At 41.4% G+C, this 25425-nt stretch carries 25 protein-coding genes and 2 pseudogenes; 3 read left to right on the top strand and 24 right to left on the bottom strand.

Translation table 11 applies throughout. From position 1 onward, the window contains the following. Window positions 1-17: 17 nt before the first annotated feature. The 11 genes and pseudogenes from spoVE to AOQ70_RS14825 form a co-directional block, all read right to left on the bottom strand. Complete coding sequence (gene spoVE, locus AOQ70_RS14875) at window positions 18-1118, bottom strand: stage V sporulation protein E (RefSeq protein WP_024424259.1); 1101 nt, start codon at window positions 1116-1118, stop codon at window positions 18-20. 59 nt (window positions 1119-1177) lie between these two features. After that, window positions 1178-2524, bottom strand: coding sequence for a UDP-N-acetylmuramoyl-L-alanine--D-glutamate ligase (gene murD / locus AOQ70_RS14870; protein WP_052196550.1), 1347 nt, complete (start codon window positions 2522-2524; stop codon window positions 1178-1180). Between the two features lie 9 nt (window positions 2525-2533). Continuing rightward, window positions 2534-3508 (bottom strand): phospho-N-acetylmuramoyl-pentapeptide-transferase, encoded by a 975-nt coding sequence (gene mraY / locus AOQ70_RS14865; protein ID WP_003211854.1) that lies wholly within the window; start codon window positions 3506-3508, stop codon window positions 2534-2536. Between the two features lie 135 nt (window positions 3509-3643). Beyond that, window positions 3644-5118 (bottom strand): annotated as a pseudogene (locus AOQ70_RS14860) (UDP-N-acetylmuramoyl-L-alanyl-D-glutamate--2,6-diaminopimelate ligase). A gap of 211 nt (window positions 5119-5329) precedes the next feature. Continuing rightward, window positions 5330-7249 carry a stage V sporulation protein D gene (locus tag AOQ70_RS14855; RefSeq protein WP_039178327.1) on the bottom strand — a complete coding sequence of 640 codons (1920 nt, stop codon included), beginning with the start codon at window positions 7247-7249 and terminating at the stop codon, window positions 5330-5332. Between the two features lie 128 nt (window positions 7250-7377). Continuing rightward, window positions 7378-9528 carry a penicillin-binding protein gene (locus AOQ70_RS14850; RefSeq protein ID WP_059377115.1) on the bottom strand — a complete coding sequence of 717 codons (2151 nt, stop codon included), beginning with the start codon at window positions 9526-9528 and terminating at the stop codon, window positions 7378-7380. Window positions 9529-9535: 7 nt separating this feature from the next. Then, a complete protein-coding gene (gene ftsL, locus AOQ70_RS14845; RefSeq protein ID WP_039178324.1) occupies window positions 9536-9883 on the bottom strand; it encodes a cell division protein FtsL in 348 nt (115 codons plus the stop codon). A 37-nt stretch (window positions 9884-9920) separates the two neighbouring features. Next, complete coding sequence (rsmH, locus tag AOQ70_RS14840; RefSeq protein ID WP_024426925.1) at window positions 9921-10853, bottom strand: 16S rRNA (cytosine(1402)-N(4))-methyltransferase RsmH; 933 nt, start codon at window positions 10851-10853, stop codon at window positions 9921-9923. 66 nt (window positions 10854-10919) lie between these two features. Further along, window positions 10920-11351: a division/cell wall cluster transcriptional repressor MraZ gene (gene mraZ / locus AOQ70_RS14835; RefSeq protein WP_003211163.1), complete on the bottom strand. Its 432-nt coding sequence runs from the start codon at window positions 11349-11351 to the stop codon at window positions 10920-10922. A gap of 128 nt (window positions 11352-11479) precedes the next feature. Then, window positions 11480-13099, bottom strand: a complete 1620-nt coding sequence (gene bshC / locus AOQ70_RS14830) for a bacillithiol biosynthesis cysteine-adding enzyme BshC (protein WP_059377059.1) — start codon at window positions 13097-13099, stop codon at window positions 11480-11482. A gap of 64 nt (window positions 13100-13163) precedes the next feature. Continuing rightward, window positions 13164-14063 (bottom strand): 2-dehydropantoate 2-reductase, encoded by a 900-nt coding sequence (locus AOQ70_RS14825; RefSeq protein WP_059377057.1) that lies wholly within the window; start codon window positions 14061-14063, stop codon window positions 13164-13166. A gap of 210 nt (window positions 14064-14273) precedes the next feature. On the opposite strand from AOQ70_RS14825, the gene AOQ70_RS14820 reads away from it, so the two are divergent. Further along, a complete protein-coding gene (locus AOQ70_RS14820; RefSeq protein WP_007499784.1) occupies window positions 14274-14753 on the top strand; it encodes an N-acetyltransferase in 480 nt (159 codons plus the stop codon). 45 nt (window positions 14754-14798) lie between these two features. On the opposite strand, the gene gerR is transcribed toward AOQ70_RS14820, so the two are convergent. The 3 genes from gerR to AOQ70_RS14805 all read right to left on the bottom strand — a co-directional run bounded on the left by gerR (window position 14799) and on the right by AOQ70_RS14805 (window position 16190). After that, on the bottom strand, window positions 14799-15338 hold the full coding sequence (gerR, locus tag AOQ70_RS14815; RefSeq protein ID WP_059377055.1) for a sporulation-specific transcriptional regulator GerR: 540 nt from the start codon (window positions 15336-15338) through the stop codon (window positions 14799-14801). Between the two features lie 138 nt (window positions 15339-15476). After that, on the bottom strand, window positions 15477-15650 hold the full coding sequence (gene rpmF, locus AOQ70_RS14810; protein WP_008354700.1) for a 50S ribosomal protein L32: 174 nt from the start codon (window positions 15648-15650) through the stop codon (window positions 15477-15479). A gap of 21 nt (window positions 15651-15671) precedes the next feature. Beyond that, on the bottom strand, window positions 15672-16190 hold the full coding sequence (locus AOQ70_RS14805) for a YceD family protein (RefSeq protein ID WP_019743276.1): 519 nt from the start codon (window positions 16188-16190) through the stop codon (window positions 15672-15674). A 206-nt stretch (window positions 16191-16396) separates the two neighbouring features. Here AOQ70_RS14805 and AOQ70_RS14800 point away from each other — a divergent pair, with 206 nt between their 5' ends. Further along, window positions 16397-17641 (top strand): nucleotidyltransferase, encoded by a 1245-nt coding sequence (locus AOQ70_RS14800; RefSeq protein ID WP_059377113.1) that lies wholly within the window; start codon window positions 16397-16399, stop codon window positions 17639-17641. 40 nt (window positions 17642-17681) lie between these two features. Here the strand turns inward: AOQ70_RS14800 and AOQ70_RS14795 are convergent, their stop codons facing one another. Then, window positions 17682-18710, bottom strand: a complete 1029-nt coding sequence (locus AOQ70_RS14795) for a SepM family pheromone-processing serine protease (RefSeq protein ID WP_039178313.1) — start codon at window positions 18708-18710, stop codon at window positions 17682-17684. 4 nt (window positions 18711-18714) lie between these two features. Beyond that, on the bottom strand, window positions 18715-19494 hold the full coding sequence (locus AOQ70_RS14790; protein WP_041084940.1) for a patatin-like phospholipase family protein: 780 nt from the start codon (window positions 19492-19494) through the stop codon (window positions 18715-18717). Between the two features lie 148 nt (window positions 19495-19642). Between AOQ70_RS14790 and ylbJ the strand changes: the two genes are divergently transcribed. Then, the gene (ylbJ, locus tag AOQ70_RS14785) at window positions 19643-20851 is read left to right on the top strand and encodes a sporulation integral membrane protein YlbJ (protein ID WP_059377052.1); all 1209 of its coding nucleotides are present in this window, start codon (window positions 19643-19645) and stop codon (window positions 20849-20851) included. Window positions 20852-20864: 13 nt separating this feature from the next. Here ylbJ and coaD read toward each other — a convergent pair whose 3' ends face one another. The 8 genes and pseudogenes from coaD to AOQ70_RS14745 all read right to left on the bottom strand — a co-directional run bounded on the left by coaD (window position 20865) and on the right by AOQ70_RS14745 (window position 25376). Then, window positions 20865-21347, bottom strand: a complete 483-nt coding sequence (gene coaD / locus AOQ70_RS14780; RefSeq protein WP_024426917.1) for a pantetheine-phosphate adenylyltransferase — start codon at window positions 21345-21347, stop codon at window positions 20865-20867. A gap of 1 nt (window position 21348) precedes the next feature. Continuing rightward, window positions 21349-21906, bottom strand: a complete 558-nt coding sequence (gene rsmD / locus AOQ70_RS14775) for a 16S rRNA (guanine(966)-N(2))-methyltransferase RsmD (protein WP_039178303.1) — start codon at window positions 21904-21906, stop codon at window positions 21349-21351. Between the two features lie 310 nt (window positions 21907-22216). After that, on the bottom strand, window positions 22217-22489 hold the full coding sequence (locus tag AOQ70_RS14770; protein WP_003212137.1) for a YlbG family protein: 273 nt from the start codon (window positions 22487-22489) through the stop codon (window positions 22217-22219). Window positions 22490-22554: 65 nt separating this feature from the next. Beyond that, a pseudogene (locus AOQ70_RS14765) lies at window positions 22555-23003 on the bottom strand (YlbF family regulator). Between the two features lie 57 nt (window positions 23004-23060). Then, a complete protein-coding gene (locus AOQ70_RS14760; RefSeq protein ID WP_059377049.1) occupies window positions 23061-23468 on the bottom strand; it encodes a hypothetical protein in 408 nt (135 codons plus the stop codon). Window positions 23469-23540: 72 nt separating this feature from the next. Beyond that, window positions 23541-23789, bottom strand: a complete 249-nt coding sequence (locus tag AOQ70_RS14755; protein WP_039178297.1) for a YlbE-like family protein — start codon at window positions 23787-23789, stop codon at window positions 23541-23543. 19 nt (window positions 23790-23808) lie between these two features. Then, window positions 23809-24222 carry a YlbD family protein gene (locus tag AOQ70_RS14750; RefSeq protein WP_024424279.1) on the bottom strand — a complete coding sequence of 138 codons (414 nt, stop codon included), beginning with the start codon at window positions 24220-24222 and terminating at the stop codon, window positions 23809-23811. Window positions 24223-24332: 110 nt separating this feature from the next. Then, window positions 24333-25376: a CAP domain-containing protein gene (locus AOQ70_RS14745; protein ID WP_058837749.1), complete on the bottom strand. Its 1044-nt coding sequence runs from the start codon at window positions 25374-25376 to the stop codon at window positions 24333-24335. Window positions 25377-25425: the final 49 nt, after the last annotated feature.

Here is a 25425-nt window from a genome sequence, read left to right as displayed (position 1 = left end):
CATTAACTAGCAGCACATTAATATCTAGCGTACCTGCTTACATTCAGAAGTACACCAATTGCCATCAGCATTAATGTCAGTGATGAGCCGCCATAACTTAGGAATGGGAGCGTGATCCCTGTCACAGGGATGAGTCCAGTAACAACTGCGATATTAATCATCACTTGAATGGCAACCATTGAAATAATGCCAACTGCTAGGAAACTTCCGTATAAGTCTGGGGCTCCAAGTGCTATTCGTATGCCTCTCCATAATAGAACACTAAAGAGCAGCAAAATGAGTGATCCTCCTATAAAGCCAAGCTCTTCAGACAATATCGCAAAGATGAAGTCTGTTTGAGGCTCAGGTAAATAAAAGAATTTCTGTCTACTTTGACCGAGACCCATTCCGAACAGACCGCCTGGACCAACAGCGTATAAGGATTGAATAATTTGAAACCCACTGCCTAGTGGATCTTCCCAAGGATTTAAGTACGATGTAATTCGTTTTATGCGGTAGGGCGCTGATAAGACGAGTGCAGCAAATCCGCTGAGCCCTAAAAGACCGAGAAATATAAAGTGAGCAATTCTCGCACCTGAAACAAATATCATAATAATACAGGTTCCAACCATTACCGTCCCTGTTCCCAAATCTGGCTGCAGCATTATGATGGCAAATGCAGAAAAGACAATGCCTAATGCTGGTGCGAAACCTTTACGAAAGGATGTGATATTTTTTTGTTTTTCAGATAAGAATTTTGCAAGAAACGCAATCATCGCAAGCTTCATAAATTCAGAGGGCTGAATACTAAACGCACCGACACCGATCCAGCTTCTTGATCCATTTCTCTCCATACCGATACCTGGAATAAGTACAAGCAGTAAAAGGAGAAAACAAACAGCAATCAATATCTTTGACCAAGTCCGCCACGTCCAATAATCGACTCGCATAATGAAAAACATCGCGATAACTCCGATTCCGGCAAACAAAAGCTGTCTTTTTGCAAAATAAAACGAATCATCAAATTTATACGATGCCCACACAGCACTAGCGCTGTACACCATAATTAAACCAATCGTCAATAAAAGTAAAGTAATGACAACAAGCAAAAAGTCCGGAGAAGTTTTCTTATTCGTCAAGAGACCGACACCCCAAGCATAATTCATTTGGGCTGTCAGTCATTATGAGAGACAAGCCCTTATTTAAGCATATGCACGGCGTTTACAAACATGTCTCCACGTTCTTCAAATGTTTTATGTTGATCCCAGCTTGCACAAGCCGGGGATAATAAAATCACGTCTTCTTCTTCAGAAATGTTAAACGCCGCAGGTACTGCTTGTTCAACATTATCGACATGTTTTACGTGATGTATTCCCAGTTCTTCACCAAGCTTCACAAACTTAGGTGCCGTCTCACCAAATGTGATGATTCCTTTTACATTTTTCATAAAAGGCTTCAATTCATCAAATTCATTACCGCGATCAAGCCCGCCGGCTAGTAAAATGGTCGGCTGCTTAAAAGCTGACAATGCTTTACTTGTTGCCAGTATATTGGTGGCTTTACTATCGTTATAGAATTTTCTGCTTTGAATTGTATCTACAAACTGGAGACGATGCTTCACTCCACTAAAAGTCGTGAGAACGTGTGCGATTGCTTCATTTGAGCAGCCAGTATTTTTCACAACACAAATAGCTGCTAAAATATTTTCTTGGTTATGCTCACCAGGAAGAACAACATCCTTTAAATCGATGATATGTTCATTCATGTAGTAAATCGCACCATTTTTAATATAAGCACCATGTTCTACTTGCTCTTTCACCGAGAAAAATACTTTTTTTGCTTTTGAAGCTTCAGCCAGTTTTACGACTGATGGATCATCGAGGTTAATGACAGCTATGTCATCTTCAAGTTGATGTGCGTATACTTTCTGCTTTGCTTTTTCATATTCATCACGAGTGTGGTGATAGTCTAAATGGGCATCAAAAATATTTAATATTAAGCTGATTTTAGGTCTAAAATCAACTGTTCCCATCAACTGGAAAGAAGACAACTCAGTTACAATCCACTCATCGCCAGCTGCCTTTGCAGCGACTTCGCTGGCAACTGTGCCAATATTACCTGCCACTAAAGTTTTTTGACTATCGCTTTTCAGCATTTCATAAATCAAAGTCGTGGTGGTGGTTTTTCCATTTGATCCAGTAATCCCAATAAAAGGAGCTGAGGTTAAATGATAAGCTAATTCAATTTCTGTCCAAACTGGAATTTGGCGGCGAATCGCCTCTTGAACCATCACATTTTCATATGGAATTCCTGGATTTTTAATTAAAATCGTTATTTCATTATCATCGAACATACGAAGAGGATGGCTGCCACAAATGACATCAATCCCCTTTTCAGAAAGAAGCTGAGCTGGTTCATTTTCTTCAAACGGCTTTTGGTCATTTACTATGACATTTACTCCATGCTCATGAAGAATTGAAGCTGCCGCATATCCGCTTTTTGCAAGACCTAATACTAGTACATGTTCGTTTTTTAACATTTGCATCTTATTCAATTATAACCACACCTCGATGTAAATTCCTAAAACAGCAAGTAATAAACCAGCTGTCCAGAAGGTGACAACTACTCTCCACTCAGACCAGCCAACTAACTCATAGTGGTGGTGAAGCGGACTCATCTTAAAGATTCTTTTTCCAGTTGTTTTAAAGGAGATCACTTGAAGAATAACGGATAACGTTTCGACAACAAATACTCCTCCAATAATGACAAGTAAAATTTCAAGCTTTGTTAAAATGGCAATCGCTACAATCGCTCCGCCTAAAGCAAGCGACCCTGTATCGCCCATAAATACTTTTGCAGGATGCGCGTTAAACACAAGAAACCCAAGAACGGCTCCAGCAACAGCTACTGAAAAGATCGCTACATCGTACTGTGATTGATTCCAAGCCAGTATAGCAAAGGCTCCAAAGGCAATAGCAGCGGTACCAGATAATAGACCATCCAGTCCATCCGTTAAGTTCACAGCATTAGAACCCCCGACAAGCATGAAAACGACAAGGATAAAGTAAGCCCATCCTAAATCGAAGCTGACATCTGTTCCTGGAATGCGAATCGTCGTTGCAAACTGATAATAATGGAAGACTGCATAAAAAATCACTGCGATCACAATTTGACCGATTAATTTCTGTTTTGATGTTAAACCTAGGTTTCGTTTCATCGCTACTTTAATATAATCATCTAAAAATCCTAATAGACCGTAGCCAAGCGTGACAAATAACAATAAAAACATTTCTGGACTAATCTCAGAAAATTTGTTGATCATCACAATCGTCGTAATTGTGATAGAAAAGATAATCATAATTCCGCCCATTGTCGGAGTACCTGATTTCTTTTGATGAGACTGTGGTCCTTCTTCTCTAATACTTTGACCAAATTTAAGTCTTCTTAAAAACGGAATAAAAATCGGGGATAAAAGAACACTGATTAAAAATCCCATTATGATTGTAAACAATATCACCTGTTCAAGCATCGTTCTTTACTCCTTCCGAATTTCCAAAGCCGTTTTCCATCAGAAAATTGCATTCATTATTAAGGTATTCATTCGCGTTCTTCGTATGTTGTTTTTGTACAAAATGCTTCATTTCATTACACTCTTTTCATCATTTTAAGATTTGTTTAGATCTAAAATAGCGTCCATTGCAACCTTTGCATCATCAAAATCGTACACTTGATCGCCAACGATTTGATATGTCTCATGGCCTTTACCCGCTATTAAGACTGTATCGCCTTTTTTCGCATTGGCAATTGCAAAAAAGATGGCTTGTTTGCGATTCACAAAGCTATGATAATATGCGTCTGGCACACCATTTTCCATATCCTTTAAGATAGCTGAAGGATCTTCGCTTCTTGGGTTGTCTGATGTAAATACAGGCTCATCTGCATACTTCACAGCGATTTGGGCCATTTGAGGACGCTTTGTTTTATCACGGTCGCCGCCGCAGCCTATCACACAGAAAATTTTGCCGGCTGTTAATTCTCTACACGTTGTCAGGACATTTTCTAAGCTGTCAGGTGTATGGGCGTAATCGACGATCACAGGGAAATCTTGATCACAGTTCACAAGTTCAAATCGGCCTTTGACTCCCTCCAGCTCTTCAATAGCACTTACAATCGTTTCAAATGTTAAGCCAGATACGATCCCTACTGATACAGCTGCTAGGATGTTGTACACATTAAACTTACCGATGAGGGCAACTGTCACATTTTTGGTGCCAATTGGAGTGATTAAATCAAATTGAGTTCCCTTCGGCTTGATTTGAATATTCTTTGCCATGACATCTGCTTTTTGCTCTAAGCCATATGTCATGACTTCAGCAGCTGTCACTTTTTCATAGTAACTCGAAGCATCATCATCCGCATTTAAAATCGCATGCTTTGGCTTATCGTGATGAAAGGCACTGCCCAGCTGTGAAAACAGCAAGCTTTTCGCATGTTTATATTCTTCCATTGTGTTGTGGTAGTCAAGATGGTCCTGCGAAAGGTTTGTGAAAACGGCAATATCATAGTCACATCCATGTACCCTGCCAAGATGCAGTGCGTGTGATGATACTTCCATAATGGCTGTGTCTACATCTTGATCAAGCATCTGTTTAAAGGTCTTCTGAAGTGTGACACTTTCAGGTGTCGTGTTTTTCACATCGAGAATGTCATCATTCACCTTCATATACATCGTACCGATTAAGCCTGTTTTCTTTTCGGCTTTTCTCATCATTTGTTCAATCATGTGTGTTGTGGAAGTTTTTCCGTTTGTGCCTGTGATCCCGATGAGATTCAGCTTATGAGTTGGCTGTTCGTAAAACGCATCAGCTATTCTTGCAAGAGCTCTTTGAGAGTGTTTCACAATAATGACTGGTACATCTGTTATGTTAAGAGGGTGTTCTGCTACAATCGCTGCAGCCCCGCTTTTCACCGCTTTTTCAGCATAATCGTGTCCATCTACTGTATAGCCTTTTATACAGACAAAAAGGCTTCCTTTTTCACCTCTCTAGAATCCATTTCGATGGAAGTGATATCAGGATTTTCGTTTATTAATTCGTTGTTTTCACTTTTAAAGTATGTAAGGAGTTCTTGTAATTTCATTTCATATCAAACCTCTCAAATTCGTTCACGTGCATGTCTTGCGAAAAAAACACACAGTCTATATTTTATCGTAAAAAAAAGGATACATCCAGCGTATTCCTTAAGTTTCTCTTGGAAAAAACACACTTTAGGTTCTTTTTTTCAAACAGACCTTCTCTTTCAACAAAAAGAGGCAGCCGAATGAGTGCGGCTACCCTCTGTTCATTCTTTATTATTCATCGTTTAAGTATAATCTGATGGTGGAGCCTTCTTTGACCTTCGTCCCAGCAGCAGGTGATTGCTTCACCACTTTACTGCCAGTTCCAGAAGCATCGATCTTAAGATTAATCAGGAGGGATTCAAGGTCTGAAACAGATCCCCCTACAAGATTCGGTACTTCAATCGTTTTTGTGTCCAGCCACTGGTACTTCTTTTCAATTTGTCCTTTTCTTTTTTTCACACCCATCTCAGGCAGGCTGTCCCGCATAATATGACCCACAATTGGTGCAGCAACTGTCCCGCCAAATTGAATGGTGCCTTTCGGGTTATCTACAGCCACATATACAACGATACTTGGATCATCAGCAGGCGCAAACCCGATAAACGACACAATGTGGTTATTTTCCATGTACTTGCCGTCTTTTACCTTCTGTGCTGTCCCTGTTTTTCCGCCAACACGATATCCTTCAACAAATGCATTGCGGCCAGTCCCTTGAGCGACTACACTTTCAAGCGCATATCTGATTTCTTTTGATGTTTCTGCTGAAATCACTTTCTTTTTGGCTATCGGCGATTGCTTTTTCACAACCTCTTTTGTGATTGGATCTATCCATTCTTTTGCAATGTACGGCGTGTAAAGTGTTCCGCCATTTACCGCTGCGGCTACGGCAGCTACTTGCTGTATCGGCGTAACAGATACACCTTGACCAAAGGCAGTTGTCGCCTGCTCTACAGGGCCAACCCGGTCCAGCGGGAACAATATGCCCCGCCCTTCCCCTTGAAGATCGATCCCTGTTTTTTGGCCAAACCCGAAATTTTTAATATAGGAAAATAATTTATCCTTTCCTAGACGGTCGCCTAGTTCAACAAAGCCGGGGTTACAAGAGTTTTGCACCACTTCTAAAAATGACTGTGATCCGTGCCCGCCTTTTTTCCAGCACCTAAGCCTTGCACCATCTACTGTTACAGATCCGCTGTCAAAAAAATGATCGCGTTTTAAATTGACTTTTTTCTCTTCTAGCGCTGCTGCAAGCGTAATAATTTTAAACGTCGAACCTGGCTCATATGTGCTCCACACCGGTAGATTTCGGTTAAACACTTTCGAGTCAACTGATTGATAATCCGCTGGATCAAAATCCGGTCTGCTCGACATTCCAAGCACTTCACCGTTCTTCGGATTCATCGCAATTGCAATCATGCCGTCTGGGTTATATTTTGCCTGCGCGTTGTCTAATTCCCGTTCTATGATGGTTTGTACTTTCGCATCAACAGTTAACTTCATATCAAGACCATCTTTAGGCGGTGTATAATCATCTGCTTCATCTGGCATTTTCTGCCCTTTTGCATCGGAATAGAACTTTACAGAGCCTTTTTCACCTTTTAGGTCATCATCATAATAGGCTTCCAGTCCAAGTAACCCTTGATTATCAATTCCAGCGAAGCCAAGCACATGAGAAAGAAAACTGCCGAAGGGATAGTGTCTGATGCTGTCTTCCGCGACATAAACGCCATCTAAATCAAGCTCTCTGACTTCTTTTGCTTTTTCATGAGATACTTTTCTTCCCTCTGGAGAAATTCGTTCGATCGATGTTTTCTTTGTGACGTGCTTGTACGCTTTTTCCTCTGACATATTCAGTACTGCCGCCAGTTTCTTGCTTGTTTCTGCGGGATCTTTAATTTGACGCGGAACGACCAATATAGATGGGGCACTTTTGTTCGTCGCAAGCTCTACCCCATTTCGATCCAAAATATCTCCCCTTTCTGGTTCGAACGGGAGGTTCCGGCTCCATGAATCTTTTGCTAAGCTTGTGAGCTTCTCACCCATAATAAACTGTACATATCCTAATCTAGTATCTATGATGAAAAAAATGATCACCCCAATCAGCAGCACGAAAAGCAATCGTTTTCTAACTGTTACACTTGATACTCGCACGCCCGGTTCACTCCTTACATACATATGGCTTGTTTCCATCATATGCAGGCCCGTCCTTATGTAGAACGTCTCGTCTATCCCGCTCGGCAAAAGAAAAAACCTAGCAAGTCGTTTGCTAGGTTTTGCAATTAATTCGGGCTTTTAAATGTCACAGTGACAACTTTATCTGAAATCTCTGCTCCACTTTTAACACTTTGTTTGACAGCATATCCTTGTCCCTTTGTTTCGATATGCACACCGGAAATGGATGCATATTGAAGGACTTCTCTTCTCGACCAGCCTGTCATATCAGGCATTTTGATGGTTTTTCCTGCTGTTTTCAAGAAAACTTTCTGGCTTTCAGAGAATTCAGAGCCTGCACTTGGCCACTGTCGTTTAATGGAGAGGCCGTCGCCGATGACAACAGGCGTTAAGTTTTTGCTTTTGGCTTCTGTTTCCGCCTGCTTCACTTCTAAATCTAAGAGTGAAGGCATTGTTTCTTGCTTCACTTTTTGTTCGCCTGATTTTTTATCGTCTGTTTTTGTTGGTGCAATATTTAAATATAGCAGACTATTTTTCATCACTGGGTTAAAGATTTGTGCAACTGGGGCAGAGCCAGTTTCTGTGTCAGACAGCTGCGGCTGCTGTACAGCTACATAAACGAGCAGCTTTGGATCATCTTTCGGCGCCATTCCCATAAATGAAAAGACGTAATCATTTCTTCCTTGGAGATAACCACCGGCACCACCGATTTGTCCTGTTCCTGTTTTTCCAGCAACGTCAAAGCCTTTGATTTGGTAAGGCTGACCTGTTCCAATCTTCGAGGAAACAACCTCGCCTAAAATGTCACGTACTTGCTTTGCTGTATCTGAGGAAATTGGTTTTCCAGCTACTGTTGGTTCGTGCTGTAAAATCGTTTTGTTTGTGTTCGGGTCTGTAATATGATCAATGACATATGGCTTCATCATCGTTCCACCGTTTGCTATCGCTGTCGCTGCTTCAATTTGTTGAATCGGTGTAATGGCAGACGCTTGACCGTAAGCTGTCGATGCTTTGTCATATTCGTATCTGTAATTGATTTTACTAGACGCTTCGTTCGGCAAGTCAATACCTGTTTTGTCGTAGAAATGGAACTTCTGCAAATATTGTTCGTAGCGCGTGAAGCCTAACTTTTCTTTTGCCAGCTTTGCAAAGGCTACGTTTGATGAACGGAGAACACCTTCATGAAAGTCAATTTTCCCCCAGCCATTTCCGTTGTTATGGTCTCTTACAAGGCCGCCGCCTACTTTATAAGTACCAGATTGATATTTATCATTGCCTTGGTAGACCCCTTCTTGGATTGCCGCAGCAAGTGTAAAGATTTTCATCGTTGAACCTGGTTCAAACGCATATGAAATGACATCATTGTTATAATTCGTAATGTCTAATTCATTTAAATTAAAGCTTGGCCGCTGTCCCATCGCGAGCACCTTTCCCGTTTTTGGGTCAACGACTGTAGCAATGATTTTCTTCGGTTTATATTTTTTGGCAACCTGCGTCATACTTTCTTCAAGGAACGCTTGAATTTTTTGATCGATTGTCAGCGTGACATTTTTCCCATCCTTCGGAGCGACAATGTCTTCTTTACTATTTGGAAGAGCCCATCCGCTTCTGTCACTGTTATATGTCACATAGCCGTCTTTTTCTTTTAAAAATTTGTTCAGCGCCTTCTCAAGTCCCATCGCGCCTGACATGTCCTTTGTCGCCTCATCTAATCTTGCATAACCGATCAGATTTGAAGCAAACATTCCGTTTGGATAATATCGCTTCGTGTCTTTTTCAAATGCGATCCCTGGAAGCTTCAGCTTTTCAATTTTTTCCTTTGTTGAAAAACTGATGTCTTTCCCAGCTTTACCAAACTCAACTTGGAACGCATCTTTAGTATTCAGACGCTTTAAAATTTCGCTTTCGCTCATATCAATTACTTTTGACAGCTCTTTTGCTGTCTTTTCTTTGTCGACGACATGCATTGGGTGCTTTGGATCGACCGTCATTTTCTTGCTCATGATCGCAATCAGCTTATAGACAGACGTATCCTCGGCAATCACATTCCCATTTCGGTCTAAAATAGATCCTCTTTTGGCTTCAAGTGTTTTCTTCGATTGATATTGTTCATTTGCCTTTGCAGCTAACACTTGACCATCGACCGTTCCTGTAATCTGAATATAAATAAAACGTGCAAGGATGATAAAGAAAAACAGGGCGAAGCAAATACTCGCAATTGCCGCGCCTCTGTTCATCATTTTATTCTTTTTAGGCATCGCCATCTTAATCAACCTTCTTAACATCTTTCGAAATGCTTAAGCCTGCTTTTTTCGCAGCTTCAATGATTCTTTCTGGTTCACTCAGCAAGTCTTTTTCCTTTTGAAGCTCAGTGATCTTCTTCGATTCTAAAGATACTTGCTGCTCTAATTTCTGCACCTCGATATTGGCGTGATAGACAGCAAAGGCTTTAGAAATGATGAGAATGGAGCTGCACATAAGAGCCATGACAAACATGACAAGTAAGATTTTTTCACCAAGTGTGATAGAACCTCTTCTTTTAATAACAACCGATTGGCCTTGCTGCTCTGTTTGATATTGTTTTACTTCTCTTTGGTAAGCCAAATTACTCATAAGAAACCTCCTTTTTATCATCATCTATGGTGTCGTTTTACTTTTTTTCTGCAATTCGGAGCTTCGCTGAACGGGCACGGTTGTTATGTTCCAGCTCTTGTTCTGATGCAACGATTGGTTTTCTCGTGATCAGCTTCAGCTTTGGTTCAAGTCCTTCTGGAATCACTGGTAGTCCGTGCGGAAGTTCTGGAAGAGAAGACATTTCTTTAAATGTACTTTTACAAATCCGGTCTTCAAGTGAATGGAATGTAATGACAGAAATTCTCCCCTTCGGATTGAGTAACTCTATTGCTTGTTCTAGTGCTTCTTCAAAAACTTTCAATTCATCATTTACGGCAATTCGGATCGCTTGAAACACTCTTTTTGCTGGATGTCCGCCAGTTCGTCTTGCAGGTGCGGGAATTCCTTCTTTGATAATGTCGACAAGCTCACCTGTTGTTTCAATTGGCGCTTTTTTTCTAGCTTCTTCAATTTTGCGTGCGATTTGCTTGCTGAATTTTTCTTCCCCATATTTGTAGAAAATCCGAACTAGATCTTCAAATGGCCATTCATTCACCACTTGTTTTGCCGACAATGCGGCTGTTTGATCCATTCGCATGTCAAGAGGTGCATCATGGTGATAACTAAAGCCTCTCTCTGGTGTGTCGAGCTGAGGAGATGAAACCCCAAGATCAAAAATCACACCGTCTACGCTTGTAATGCCTTGTTCATTCAGACGTTCTTTTAAATATCGGAAGTTGCTTTTTATGAAAAGAATGTTCGCTTTAGAATCCGCGAGCTTCTCTCGTGCATGATCCAGTGCAGCATCGTCTTGGTCAAATCCAATCAATGTACCTTTTTCTGATAGTTGAGATAGTAAATATGAGCTATGACCTGCTCCGCCCAGCGTGCAGTCTACATATGTACCGTCTTCTTTGACGTTTAAACCGTCAACTGTTTCTTTTAATAATACTGTCTCATGTTGAAACATGATGTTATGGTCCCACCTTTTTCAAATAGAAATGAATGTGTAGAAAGCTTGCTGCACAAGGGATTATTATATATCAAACCCAATCATGTTTTCAGCAATTTCAGCAAAAGAATCTTCTTGCTCTTCTGTATATTGTTCCCAGATCGACTTACTCCACAACTCAATTCGATTTGAAACGCCGATGACCACACATTCTTTTTCGAGTTTTGCATATTGGAGTAGGTTTGATGCGATGTTAATGCGCCCCTGCTTGTCCAGATCGCATTCAACTGCGCCGGAGAAGAAGAACCGGGTAAACGCACGTGCATCTTTTTTCGTTAGCGGCAGTGCTTTGAGTTTCTCTTCAATTAGTTTCCACTCACTCATAGGGTAGCCAAATAAACATTGATCAAGCCCTCTCGTCAGCACAAACTGTTCTCCGAGACCGTCTCTAAATTTAGCAGGGATGATCATGCGCCCTTTTGTATCAATCGTATGTTGGTATTCACCCATGAACATGATAATCAGAGCCCCACTTTCTCACCCTTACTCTCCACTATCCACCACTTCTCTCCACAAAACTTATTTTACACTGTTTCTACATAAAAAAAAACCCTGAACTAGTCAGGGTTCATTAAAACTTTATTTCAAAGTTTGACAATTTGCTGCTTGTTTTGAAATGAAAATGGCAGATTTTTGAACGTTTTGAAGAATTCTGGACCATATTTGTTTAAAAAGTACATGATATTCCAAATTCTTTCTTGCGGGGCATCTAGTGGTTTTAAGCTGTTTTCAATCCGTTCAAAATCCCGAAGGATATATCCTTCCTTCTCTTCCACACGCTGCGCCACCTTTTGATAAACAAATTGAAGCTGTTCTTCGATAAATTTGGCATTTTTATCTAGCAGCTGCTCGAAGTTTGGTTCAACCTCCAGTGCTTCTTTTCTCAATACACCGTGGACATTCGCTAATTCACGTTTCGCATGATCAACGGCTTGAACAAAGCTGTCTGGAAGGCTTTGCTCAAAGTGAGCCTCTTTCTTTTCTTTTACTCCGCTTGTGAGCACTTCTTCTACAGAAAGTTCTCTGACCGGGAGCTTCTTATCGATATGCCTTTCAAGAATGGTCACATGCAGTCTTGGAAGAACAGGTGCCATCTTTAATTTAAAATGCTCAAAGATTCCTTTCAGCTCTCCCCAATAGTTGACTTCACCGTGTCCTGCCATAAAAGCAAGTGTCGGAAGAAGGGTTTCCTGCATTAAGGGGCGCGTCACCACATTGTTGCTGAACCGTTCTGGGTGCTCCTCAATTTCCTGCAAAAGCTCTTCTTTTGTCCATGTAAGCCCCACTTCTGATATAGAAAACTGGCCGTTTTCTTTTTCAATAAGGAAACGCTCCTCATCATATTCGTAAAACAGGTTCGCCTGATTGTCACCAGCTTCAATGATCGGCTGATATCCCGCTCGTTTCATGGCAGCCTGCGTTTCATTCAAACGAGCTGTGACCGCATCATTTGTCTCGACAATGTGCTTGAACAACGTACGCTCAAGTGGTTTAACGCCTAAATCTCCTGAATTAAATAGAAGAAGTCCATCTTCTTCAAAAAGGTCGCATACAATCCATTCAAAGAAATCCGTAAACGTTTGTGATTTGCGTAAACATCGAAGAAGCTGATCAAGCAAGTCATTTGTATATGCAGATTCCTCATACGTTGAAAACACGTCACGTAGCCATTTCTCTGTTTTTTCTTGATGCAGCGGTGTTCTTTTTGCAGCAGTTTTTTTAACGTTATGTAATGGCAGCTTTTGCTTGACTGGACCTTTTTCGCCAGATGTGTAGACAAAATTAATTTCATCTACGTCATGATCCTCACCTGCTACCCAAAAGACTGGAATCACAGGAACGCCAAGCGCTGATTCTTTTTCTTTTGCGAACTGAATAATGGATATGATTTTATGTATGGTATAAAGCGGTCCTGAAAGTAGGCCTGCCTGCTGCCCTCCAACCACCATGACACTCCGCTTGTCACGGATCTTTTCAATGTTCTGACGCATCGCTGCCGATTCAAACTTTGCGTGGTATGCGCTCATATAATCTGCTAAAGCCTCGCGCGGGAAGCTCATTTCCATGAGATCGTCGTATCTCTTTTTCCATGTGTGCTCAGAATGTATATCATAATCAAAAAAAGCAGTCATCTCTTTTTTTTCTTCTATATAATCACGTATGAATAAATTCTGACTTCGGATGGAAAGTTCAGTCAATTGCATGTTTAGAACTTCCTTTCTTCAATAAATAGTTAGTTTCCCGAAAAAGTATAGCATGTAAATGAGCTCACTCAAAAGATTTTGTTTGCTTTTTTTCCAATACTTCCAAGCTTCGATTGAAGAAAGTAAGATGTGGCGCCTGAATCTCTTGAGCTTGAGCCTTTTTTAAAAGATAGCCAACGATGGCTTTTCTTTCGGTTTCACGGCCTTTGATGATATCTTGAAGCATCGACGATTGATTGGCGGCCGTTTTCTTACAAATTGAAACGACGTGTGACCAGAGCTGCTCTTTTTCAGCCAGACCTAAAATGGACAATGCTTCTTCAAATGCACATTTCATCATGTATTCATATGGAGGATTTGCAATCAATTCCCCATTTTTCACATGCAATAAAGCCGTGAGCGGGTTAATGCATACATTGACTAGCAGTTTTTCCTCCAGCACTTTTTTCCATTCATCCGTATAAATCATCTGAAAATGAGCCGGCGTTTCGTTTAAAGCATTTCTCACATCAGCTGCATCCTCAGGATGAAAAGCCCCCCACTTGATGACACCAATCCCTGTATGGTTTACCGCATGATCTGATACCTTCATCGCCCCGTGCTCTACGACACCTATATATATTGTATGCGCCGTTTTCCAGTTTTCTAAATCTAATAAGTGGGCCATGCCATTTTGTAAAAATAAGATTCGCTGACGAGGTAATGTCGATAGGTCATCAAGCACCTTTTGCAAATGATGATATTTCACCGTCACAATCAGAAGATCAAATCCTCCTGTAATCCCTGCCCTTGCCTCAGCAGACGACCAGAATGTCTCTCCTTTTACCGTTCGCTTAATTCCTGATGTTCGAATCTCCTCTGCCTGTTCTTTTCTTCTTGTCAAAACAGTGATGTCATGATGCTGTGATAAATAACTAGCACAAAGCAGACCAATTGCACCACCGCCAATGATTCCAATGTTCAACTGCCGCACTTCCCTTTTTCTGTTTACTCCATCATATCAACCATTTTAACAGTTTCATGCCGCGATGCAAAAAGCAGATGGCGCGCCGCGATTGAATTTTTTTAATTTAAAAACTATAATAATAAGTGTAAAAACTTTTTGAGGCGGATGGGATGAAAACGCCTTCAACGAAATCACTGTCAACATTATGTGTGTAAGGGGGAAGATCATATGACACAAGTAAAGCGACTTCTAATCAATTACAAAACTTTAGAGGAATTTAAACAATTTAAGGAATATGGCATACAAGAACTATCTATGCTTGAAGACCTTGAAAGTAATATGATAGAAAATGACAGCAACTCTCCATTTTACGGGATTTATTTTGGAGATAAGCTGGTTGCACGTATGAGCCTTTATCAAGTGGACGGCTCGACGACAACGTATTTTGACCACAATCATGATTATTTAGAGCTGTGGAAGCTGGAAGTGCTTCCTGGGTATCAGCGTAAAGGGTACGGCGAGGCACTTGTTGATTTCGCCAAATCTTTCGGATTGCCTATCCGGACCAATCCACGCGTCAAATCTGCCGGTTTTTGGGATAAAATGGGCTTTGAAGCAGTGAAATATGATATGGAACGCGATAAAGGTGAAAATCCACTCATCTGGGAGCCCGCCCATATTCAAAAGAATACAGGTGAATCCGCTTAATACTGATGGCAAAACGCCCCTCCTTTCTCTGTGAGGGGCGTTTTCTTATTTAGCATATTCTTTTAAGTTGATATTCTGTTTGACTCTTTCAACAATCCCAATGAGTGCCCGGTAATCTTCTTCTGTTATTTTTAATTGCCGCTTCAAATGTTCATTTTCTTCCGTGAGCGACTTCAGTTGATGCTGTGCATCCTCTAGTTCTTCGCGTAAATAAACAGAGCCAGCAGGTTCTTTTTCAAGCTGCTCTAAAAACTGAATCACTTCTCGCAAGGTTAATTCAGCCTGATTTGAAGATGCCTTCTCTTCTATCGTTAACGTATTTTGCGGTAAACCAGAGGAATGAATTCCAATCTTTTTACGCAGTTCTTTTCGCTGTTTTTTCGCCAGCTCAATGCCTGCCTGATATTGTTTTCTAACGTATGAGTTCCATCTGAATCCACATGCTGCAGCTGTTCTTGACAATGCTTTCCCGACTTCCTCAAATGCGGAAAGCTGCGTTCCTCCATCTCGAATGTGCCTTAAGACGACTTCTGCTAAAAGTAAATCTTCATCTTGTGTCCATGCATCCTGCCTTGTAATCGTCAATTGATCATCCCCCCTGAATCTGAATACCACATCATATGCGCTTACTAGAGTAGATAGACTATTTGCAGGAGAGAAACCTAAAAAATAGACAAATAAAAAAACGCAAGGGAAGATTCCCTTACGCTTTTTTATCAAGCATTAGTTGCTTTTTACGTCTTTGCCTTTGTATGTTCCGCAAGATTTGCAGACACGATGAGAAATTTTCATTTCACCGCATTCTGGGCAAGCTACCATACCAGGTACTTGTAGTTTGAAATGCGTACGACGCAATCTTTTTTTCATTTTAGAAGTTCTTCTAAAAGGTACAGCCATTATTCCCACCTCCTTAAAGAGTTAAGATTCATTATTTTCTTCTAAGAGCTTCTTCAAGCCTTCCAGACGCGGATCAATTCGGTTTTGATGTGCATCTTCCGAAATGACCGCCCAGTCATTCCCTTCCTGTGGTGCAGCACCTTTTACGTCTGTTTGGTCGCAAAAGATTTGCATCGGCACTTCAAGAAGAATTTCTTCCTTGACTATAGGCGTTAAGTCGATGATATCGTCTTCTACAACAGATACGTCTTCATCTTCTATATCGTCTGTCTTATGAAGTACAAATAGTTCTTTCGTTGAAATCGCAAATGGATAATTTACATCAACAAGCGTTCTTGAACAAGGCAATGTCATTTCACCTGTGATGGTTAAATCAAATGCGACTTGCTTTGATTCGATCACTCCAGTCCCTTTCACCTCTACTGGTGAAATGCGACGTATATCTGAATGAAGGCTAGTAAGTTCATTTAAGTCAACCGTCTCATGAAAATCGAAGCTGTTTTTAGCTTTTTGATGTAACTGATAAACTGTCCATTTCAATTGTATCACCTCTAAGAGCAACAAACATGATTATAGCTTTCATCATGCTATTTGTCAATATTTTTTCTTTACAGTCCTTTGTGATGTCAGAGCGTTGTTTGACATCAGTTCACGGAATGCCTACACTGAAAAAAATGGGCTTCATTTTTCCCTTATGCTACTGTAGCATAGACCATTTAACCATAGCAAGAAAGGCGGAACATCTATTGAAAGCAACAGGAGTCGTTGTCGAGTACAATCCATTTCATTATGGACATGCCTATCATGTTCGTCAGGCGAAAACACATACCTCCTCAGATGTAGCCATTGCCGTCATGAGCGGTTCCTTCCTCCAGCGCGGAGAGCCTGCCATCGTCTCCAAATGGGCACGTACTAAAATGGCATTACAAAACGGTGTAGACATCGTATGTGAGCTTCCATACATCTATGCAGTGCAAAAGGCAGAAACCTTTGCAAACGGCGCTGTGTCCATTTTAGACGCTTTAAAATGCCGCTCCCTTTTTTTCGGAAGCGAGGATGGAGATATCAAAGCATTTGAACGAACAGCTCACGCTTGGCATGAGAAAAAAGAAGAAATTGATCTTTTCACAAAAGCAAAGGTCAAAGAAGGACTTAGTTATCCAGCCGCCTCTGCCGCTGCGTTTCAAGAGATCATTGATCCTAAACACTTACTGGATCTGTCTAAGCCCAATAACATTTTAGGCTTCCATTATGTCAAAGCGATCTTAGAGAGATCTCCTCACATAGAGCCCTTTACCTCTCAAAGAATTGCATCAGGTTATCATGATCAAGAGCTTCCTAAACATCAGAAAATCGCAAGCGCAACAAGCATCCGAAAAGCGTTAAAAGAGAATGGGTCATTTGAAACTGTCGCCTCTTATCTTCCGGAAGCTTCGCTTAAGCAATTACATGACTATTATTCTTCTTATGATCTTTTACATACACAAGAAGACTATTTCAGCTTCTTAAAACATGTGTTTCACACAATGGATACAGCAGAATTAGAAGGCATCTATGAAATTGAAGAAGGCATCGAACACCGCATGCAAAAGGCGATCACGCATGCGTCCTCCTACGAGGAATATCTATCACTTTTGAAAACAAAACGATATACGTGGACAAGGCTGCAGCGGATGAATACGCACCTTTTAATGAGGGTAAAGAAAACTGTGATGCATGAGCTGCTAAACGAGAAACACACGCCATACATTCGTTTACTTGGTATGTCAAAGAAAGGACAGCAATACTTATCACTTGTCAAAAAAGAATTGGACGTACCGCTCATCAGCAAGCTGTCTTCCTTTTCACACCCTGCCCTTGATCTTGACATTCGTGCTTCCCGCGTCTTCAGCCTTCCCCTCAGCGAACCAATGCAAACAAAGCTAACAGAAGCAGAATTTAAAACCTCACCGATCCGCTATGATGAAGAGACTGGTCTCTTCCAATCTTGATAAAAAGAGCAGCCTTTGATGAAGGCTGCTCTTTTTTTAGTTAAGATGCTTTCTCTTTTAACTTGTTTAAATAGTTCAGTGCGTCCTGCATTGTGTCTACAGGAACGATTTTCATATCACTTTTAATATCTTTCGCTGTTTTCACTGCATTTTTGTAGTCGGAATTTGGATCACCTTTATCGTTTGGTGCAAAGAAGATATCTTTTCCTGCTTTATCTGCTGCAACGACCTTTTGATCAATGCCGCCAATTGGCCCGACCGTGCCATCTGCGTCAATCGTTCCGGTCCCTGCAATCGCATAGCCATGAGTTTCGTCTTCTTTTGTTAGCTGGTTATAAATTTCAAGTGACATCATTAAACCTGCCGACGGGCCGCCTATATTCTCAATATCCACCTTAATAGAAGGCGAGACTTTCACATTTCGGTCTGTAAATAATGATACGCCAATTCCAACTCGATTCGGCTCTTCTTTAAAAGGTTTTAACTTCACTTGCTGCGTGATATCCTTGCCGTTTCGTTCAAGGACAAAACGGACAGATGTACCAGCTTTTTGACGGCTGATATACGAAACCATTTTATCAGCAGAATCATACGTCTTACCATCAACGCTTTTAATCCGGTCGCCCACTTCAATTTTACCGTAAGCAGGCATGCCTTTCATGACGTAGCTCGCATATACCCCATTAAACGTATAATCTACTTTTTTGCCTGCTTTTGTATACGCTGCAATCATGGCATTCTCTTGAGAGCTTTTCATCAGCTGAAGCTGTCTTTTCATATAATCTTCATCCGACTCTCCGTCCGCTTTAATATTTTCTTCTGGGACGATCTCGTCATATTTATTCATTTTCGCAAGCAAATACGTATACGGATTGGCTGGACCTACTTTAATCGTCATAAGAGAGAAGCTGCCCTTCTCACCGTATCCACCGTCCACTTGAATGTGGGGGGCAATCTCTGTTGCATCACCCGGCTTTGTCACGTAATACGGCAGTTTGACAAAAGTTAAGCCAAATAAGACAAGAACAACGACAAAAAAGCTGAGCCAGCGAATATTCAATTTTTTCATTCGATTAACACTCCCATTTATCAATGACATCTTTCAGTTTACCTGTTAATTGGTCTGCGGCGAGTTCCCCAGCTTCAATCATCTCCTGAACCTGTGTGAACGAACTAGAGCTAAATGTTTCAAGCCTCGGCCGAATCATGAGATCTGCATGAATGGTTTGATGACGGACCAATTCATTTTGAAGGATGTCCAAACTTTGCATAATCACATCCGATAATCTCGTCGCCTTTTCTGTTTTTTTCACCCTTGATACATCAGAGGCGATAATAAGGTCTGCGCCCATTTCTTTTAACACAGACACAGGAATGCGGTCAACAACCGCTCCATCCACTAGCTGTCTGCCGCCCATTTCGTGAGGAACAAACACGCCTGGAATGCTGATGCTTGCTCTGACTGCTTGTGAGACAGACCCTTCTTTAAACACAACCTTTTCCCCTGTTTCGAGGTCACAGGCGACCACCGCAAGGGGCATTCTTAATTCTTCGAATGTTTTCCCATATGTAAACGTGTGAATCAGCTGCAAAATTCGATTTCCTTTTAAAAGACCGATTTTTGGCAGTGTATAGTCAGCATAATACTTTCTTCTGAAGACAAGTGCAAGTTTTTTCATTTTTTCTACGTCTTGTCCTGCCGCATAAAAGCTCCCAACAAGTGCGCCAATACTGCTTCCTGCGATCATATCTACCTGTATCCCTTGCTTCTCAAGACTAGACAAAACCCCGATATGCGCCATTCCCCTCGCACCCCCGGAGCCTAATGCAAGCCCGATGATCGGTCGCTTCATGAAAATCCACCCTCCTCTTTCTATGCATATATACGAATCTATAGGTCTAAACATGCCCCTACTGCTCGTATAGTAATAGAAGACAGGCTCGGCAAATTTCTTATCACGAGCTCGCCAATAGATCATAACGGCAAGGGGCGAAATCTCCATGAAAAAATGGAACACTCTGTTCATCGCTGCTTTTTTTATTTTTTTAACAGCCACTGTGATTACACACCCACAAGCCTCTTTGCAAGCGTCGAAAAATGGACTTGCAATGTGGTGGGAGGTTGTGTTTCCATCATTGCTTCCTTTTTTTATTTTGTCCGAGCTATTAATTAGTTTTGGGATTGTCAGATTTGTCGGAGTATTATTAGAGCCATTTATGCGCCCCATCTTCCGGGTGCCAGGTGTAGGCGGATTTGTCCTAGCAATGGGAATGGCTTCAGGGTTTCCTTCCGGTGCGAAATTAACGACAAGACTGAGGCAGGAAAGGCAGCTGACGCGGATCGAAGCAGAGCGTCTCGTTTCCTTTACAAATTCATCGAATCCATTGTTTATTTTCGGTGCGGTGGCTGTTGGTTTTTTTCATCACCCAGCTCTAGGCATTGTATTGGCAAGCGCACATTATTTAGGGAACCTTGCTGTTGGTGTGACGATGCGGGGATATAAAGCGAGGCATGATGCGCATCTAAGAAGCGGCAAGAAATTTTTATTCCCGCCGTTTAAAGAGGCATTCAATGCTCTTCATACAGCAAGACTCGCAGAGAAAAGACCGCTCGGCCAAATTTTAAGTGATGCAGTCATGTCATCAGTCCAAACACTCTTTATGATTGGCGGCTTTATTATCTTATTTTCTGTGTTTAGCAAAATGCTGTCAGTTGTCCATGTGACAGACCTTTTATCCATAGGGCTCGGATATATGCTGCAAACGATGCACCTTCCGCCAGAATTAGACCTTGCCATGATTGCTGGTTTATTTGAAATCACATTAGGAAGCCAGATGACGGGGGCACAGGAAGTCACCCTTCTCGCTAAAACCATTGTGGTCAGCTTTATTTTAGGATTCAGCGGGTTTTCTGTTCAAGCCCAAGTCGCCGGCATTCTAGCGGCAACCGATATCCGCTTTAAACCATTTTTCTTCGCCCGTTTGCTTCACGGGATTTATGCAGCTGTTTTTGCCTTTTTATTATTCAAGCCTCTTTATGTCTCTCGATCAGACATCGCTCTCCCGGCGGGTGCCTTTGATGCAGGCCAGCAGGTCGTCATGTTCAGCAGCGTGCTTTGGAATCAACTTGTGACAGCTGGTCCCTTAATCACACTTTGCAGCTTAATTGTGTATATCGCGCTATACTATCGGAAATTAAAAAATGGATGAGTGCTGGGTGCACTCATCCATTAAATTTTTCCTTCAGCGCTGCTTCTACCTCTTTTGGTACAAGATCTTTGACTGCCCCATGATATTTCGCTACTTCTTTGACAATGCTGGAGCTTAAGAAGGAATATTGATTGTTGGTCATCATAAAAAACGTTTCAATTTCATCGTCTAACACCTTGTTCATTGAGGTGCCTTGCATCTCATACTCAAAGTCCGTCACAGCCCTTAGTCCGCGTAAAATAACTTTGGCCTCTTTTTGTTTTGCGTAATCAACGAGCAGGCCGTGAAAGGATTCAACTTTGATATTTGGCAGCTCCTTCGTCGCTTGGCGAATAAGTTCACACCGTTCTTCAACAGTAAATAACGGTTTTTTAGATGAATTATTTAATACACATACATACACTTCATCAAAAATCTTTGCACCTCTTTTGATGATATCCAAATGCCCCAATGTGACTGGATCGAAGCTGCCCGGACAAACGGCTATGTTCCCCATATTAATTCCCCCGCTTTCTATAGATCGTAATACCAGTCAATCCGTACAGTTCCTGTCTTGTGATGTGAAGTTGTCCTGCTTCTTCTGGCAGCTTCACATCTTTGTCGTGCTCACACACGATCACGCCGTCATCTGTTAACAAGGCGTGCTCGTCAATCATTTCAAGAAGTGCTTTTAGCTGTTGATCTTTATAGGGCGGATCAAGGAAAATGGCTTGAAAGGATTCCTCTCGTTTCACAACAGCTGCGAGTGCACGCTTTGCTTCATTTCGAAACACTTCACTTTGATCCATTAGCGACAATTGATTCAGGTTGCCTTTAATCGTCTGAATCGCCTTCATATCTCGATCAACAAATATGCAATGATCGAATCCTCTAGAAAGCGCTTCAATTCCTAAACCACCGCTTCCTGCAAATAAATCAAGGGCCCATCCGCCATCGAAATACGGGCCGATCATATTAAATATCGATTCTTTTACTTTATCTGTCGTCGGTCTTGTTGATTGACCTGGTACCGCTTTAAGTGTGCGGCCTTTTCTCGTTCCAGAGATGACTCTCATTTTTCCACCACTTTTTCTGCTTGCTTCTATTGGTCATTGTTGATGACAAAAAATTCAACATTATCTTACCACATCACTCCTCAAGGAACAATGCGCGGATTTTCATTCATTTTCTATGTATAGATCAAGAAATCCGGGGTCATACTACTTATAACAGCATCTGATGTGGTGCTGTTGCCAACCGCGGAGAAGACTTACGTTTCCCCATAAGTTCTTCCTCCGGTTTCTCCTCTCCCTTTGCCTTCTCCTTAATGAATCATTAAGAATAGAAGGACCCCGCGGGTGATGCCGCGGGGATTTTTTTGTGTCTTTAAAAGCCCACCTTATAATCATACTCTTTTGCTTTGTCCAATTTGGATTCGTACTCTAATTTAATAAAAGGTTTATATGAAGGCTCAACACGTTTCACAAATGGTAACGAGCTGAGCTTAGCCATATGGCGCTCAAGATCATTCATATCACAATAGATCACCGCATATTTCATTTTCCTTGAAATATAGTGAACATTCCCGAATTTTCTTAGCGCTTTTGACTGCTTTAACGAATGCAGCCAGACGACCATCCCTTGACGTTTGGTTTCCATCTTTTCACCTGCCGCTTTTCAATTCTTTTCATTCATTATGTAAAAGACGAGACATTCAAGTCTCGTCAAGATACTTTACAGCCGCAGCTGCCACCTGATCCACAGCCACCGCCGCATGATGATAGACCATCAAAATATGGGTTCCCTGTTGGAACTTTAATATATGCTGATACAGCTTGACCGATTTCAATACTAATCTCATCTAAGATGGATTGAATCGCTGTTTCTGCTTTTTTGAAATCAACCACTGTATCGTGAAGATCTAGCTTTCTTTTGACCTCACGCATTTCCTTTGAGATCGTTCTATAGTCCGGATGGTATTTGCCGAACCGCTGCACATCCTCATATTGCTCTTTTACTTTTGTAAAATGGGCAATAATTTGTTGGGCTTCTTCGTCTTGCTGGAGACGCTTAAAGCAGTTGCGGTAATGTTCAGCCTCCTCCGACTGAAGAATCATGCAGCCAATTGATTTGCTTCCTCTTGGAGCTCCACAGATTCGATTGTCGCATACATAAATGTTGCACCTCCAATTCATAGTTTACCACGAAACCTATGGATCAGAAAATGCTTTTACGTGACAAATACATCCCATGTTTCTCTTTTCTGTTTATATTCTGGATGACGAGAATTCAGCACAACGGTCATTTTATGCTTTCCTTTTGAAAGGTGCTTGACCACAAATGCCGCAGTATACTCATTCCCTGCACGTTTCCCGTCTACATACACTGTGAAATATCCCGCCTTCTCGTTCTTTTTTAGACGCTCTGGCTGAAGATGAAAATCTTGAAGTGTACTTTCTATATAGACCGACGATCCCTGCACTTTGTATTTCAAAAAGCCTTGCTGCTTCATTTCGCTTTTGGCTTGCTGCATGACTGGTAATGCTGGGTCTTGCTTGATCACTTGCTCTTCTCCATGTTGACTTTGACACCCGGTAACAAGAAAAAGCAATGCGCCTATTGACAGCATCCATTTCATCATCTGATTCTCCTTTCATCTACTTTTATAGGATGCTCAGGAAATAGACATCTTAATCAACTCAAAAAAGCCTCAACCGGCTCCATTTTGATTGCGCATTGCTTGGAACATTTGAATCATCATTTCAGCCATTTGGACGCTATTGCTCAACTGACTTACACGATGAGGAATGGTTTTTTCGTAAAAGTTCATTTTATCTAATTCAAAGGACGATAGATTTTCAGGATGTCGCGTCAGCTGTCTGTACCAGAGAGGACGCTGCCTTATGAATTTGATTCGATCCTCTTCGGCCATGACAAATTCCTGTACTTCTTTTCGCACCAGAAGCATCCCCTTTCACTTAATCTTTCCTGAAGGAGAATGGGTGCTGACTGCCTCCAGATGAACCTTTCTTTGAACCATTGGATGAAAATTGGCCGAGTAAGCTTTGTAAAGAGGAAATAGACTGGCTCATTTTGTTAATCTGTTCATTCATTTGATCAGCGTCCATTTTTTTCACAGCAGAAACCATTTTAGACATAAAATCTGCTTTTCCTGCTTCACTTGGCTTAGAGGCTTTTTCTTCTTTAGCGTCTTCAGATTTCGATTGCCGGTAAGGTGACCACATCTCATCTTCCTCACCAAACATGACCCAATTCTCGTAGACACTTTGCCAGCTTTTTTCTTGCGTTTGCACTTCTTGAATTAACTTCGGATGGCGTCTGACGAATTGTTTAAATTCATCAATGGATGTTTGTTTTTGCTTGTTTGTCATATCCTCACCCCCCATACAAATGCCTACTATACTATATACACCAGCATCTATTTTGGTGAGCCTCTTTTTAATCATCAAAAAACAGCTGCGACTTATGCAGCTGCTTTCGTTTAAGATGATTTCTTGATGAAATTCTGGGTGTAATATTTTTCTTTCACCCCTACGCCAAGGTGCGTGTAATCTTTATTTAATAACGCCTTCCTGTGGCCTTCACTATTGAGCCAGCCCTCTACCGCTGCAGGTCCATCGACATAGTTATAGGCAATGTTTTCACCTGCGAGCTGAAAGCCCACCTCGCCTCTTTCTAACCGGTCTTTCAGCGTACCGTATTTTTTAGATTCATGGGAGAAATAATGATTCTCTTTCATGTCCTCACTATGCATAAAGGCCACTTCAGAGGTTTCATCATCCCACTTTAAGATCGGCAGGTTGTACTTATGGCGGATAATATTGGTCATATCAAAAATTTGTTTTTGACTGGATGTTTCGATATCTTTCCACTTTTCGCCCGATATTGGCTCAGGTTCTACCAATTGACCTCGGTAGACGACCTCATATGGCTTTTGTTTCACAAATGTATCTGCGTTGAAGGCCCTGATACTTGAAAGGGTGCTTTCAAACTTATCCATGTAAAGCTGAACATACACATCATCTCCCACTTTCACAGTGGGTCTTGTATTCATATCATCTTCTGAGAATTCAAAGCGGTATGAATTTTGTTCATCCTCTACATGAATGTAAGGTGCAATTTGTGTTTTCTTAAATACTTCACTTGTGGCTTGACCGATTTTAAATGGTTCAACATTCAGTCCGTCTCCTGTTGCAAACAAGGTCACCACTTTACTATCCTTTACCCCTACTTGAATATAGTGCTTCTTCGATTGGTTGTAAATCCACCAGTCATAATCATATGCGGAAGGATCAATGCGATCTGGTTCTCCCAGCTGTTTAAGCACTTCGTTTGAAGATTTCCCCATAAAGGACATGAGCCCCTTCTTTGGGATATTGATCGGCTTATCGCTAGATGTTTCTTCATTAGACACCTTCGGTTCATTGCTGTTTTCTTTTTCTGGTGAAGATCCATATTGAATAAACAGAACGTACGTTCCAGATATAATCAGGAGGATGAGGAGTGTTTTGAGCACAGTTTTCAAATAAACACCTCCGTTAAATTGGCAAGGTACAAAAAGTACCTTCTACTGT

Source organism: Bacillus sp. AM 13(2015) (assembly GCF_001518755.1).
GTDB lineage: Bacteria > Bacillota > Bacilli > Bacillales > Bacillaceae > Bacillus > Bacillus safensis.
Note: the sequence above shows the minus strand (reverse complement) of the source record. Positions and strands in the feature narration are given on the sequence as shown.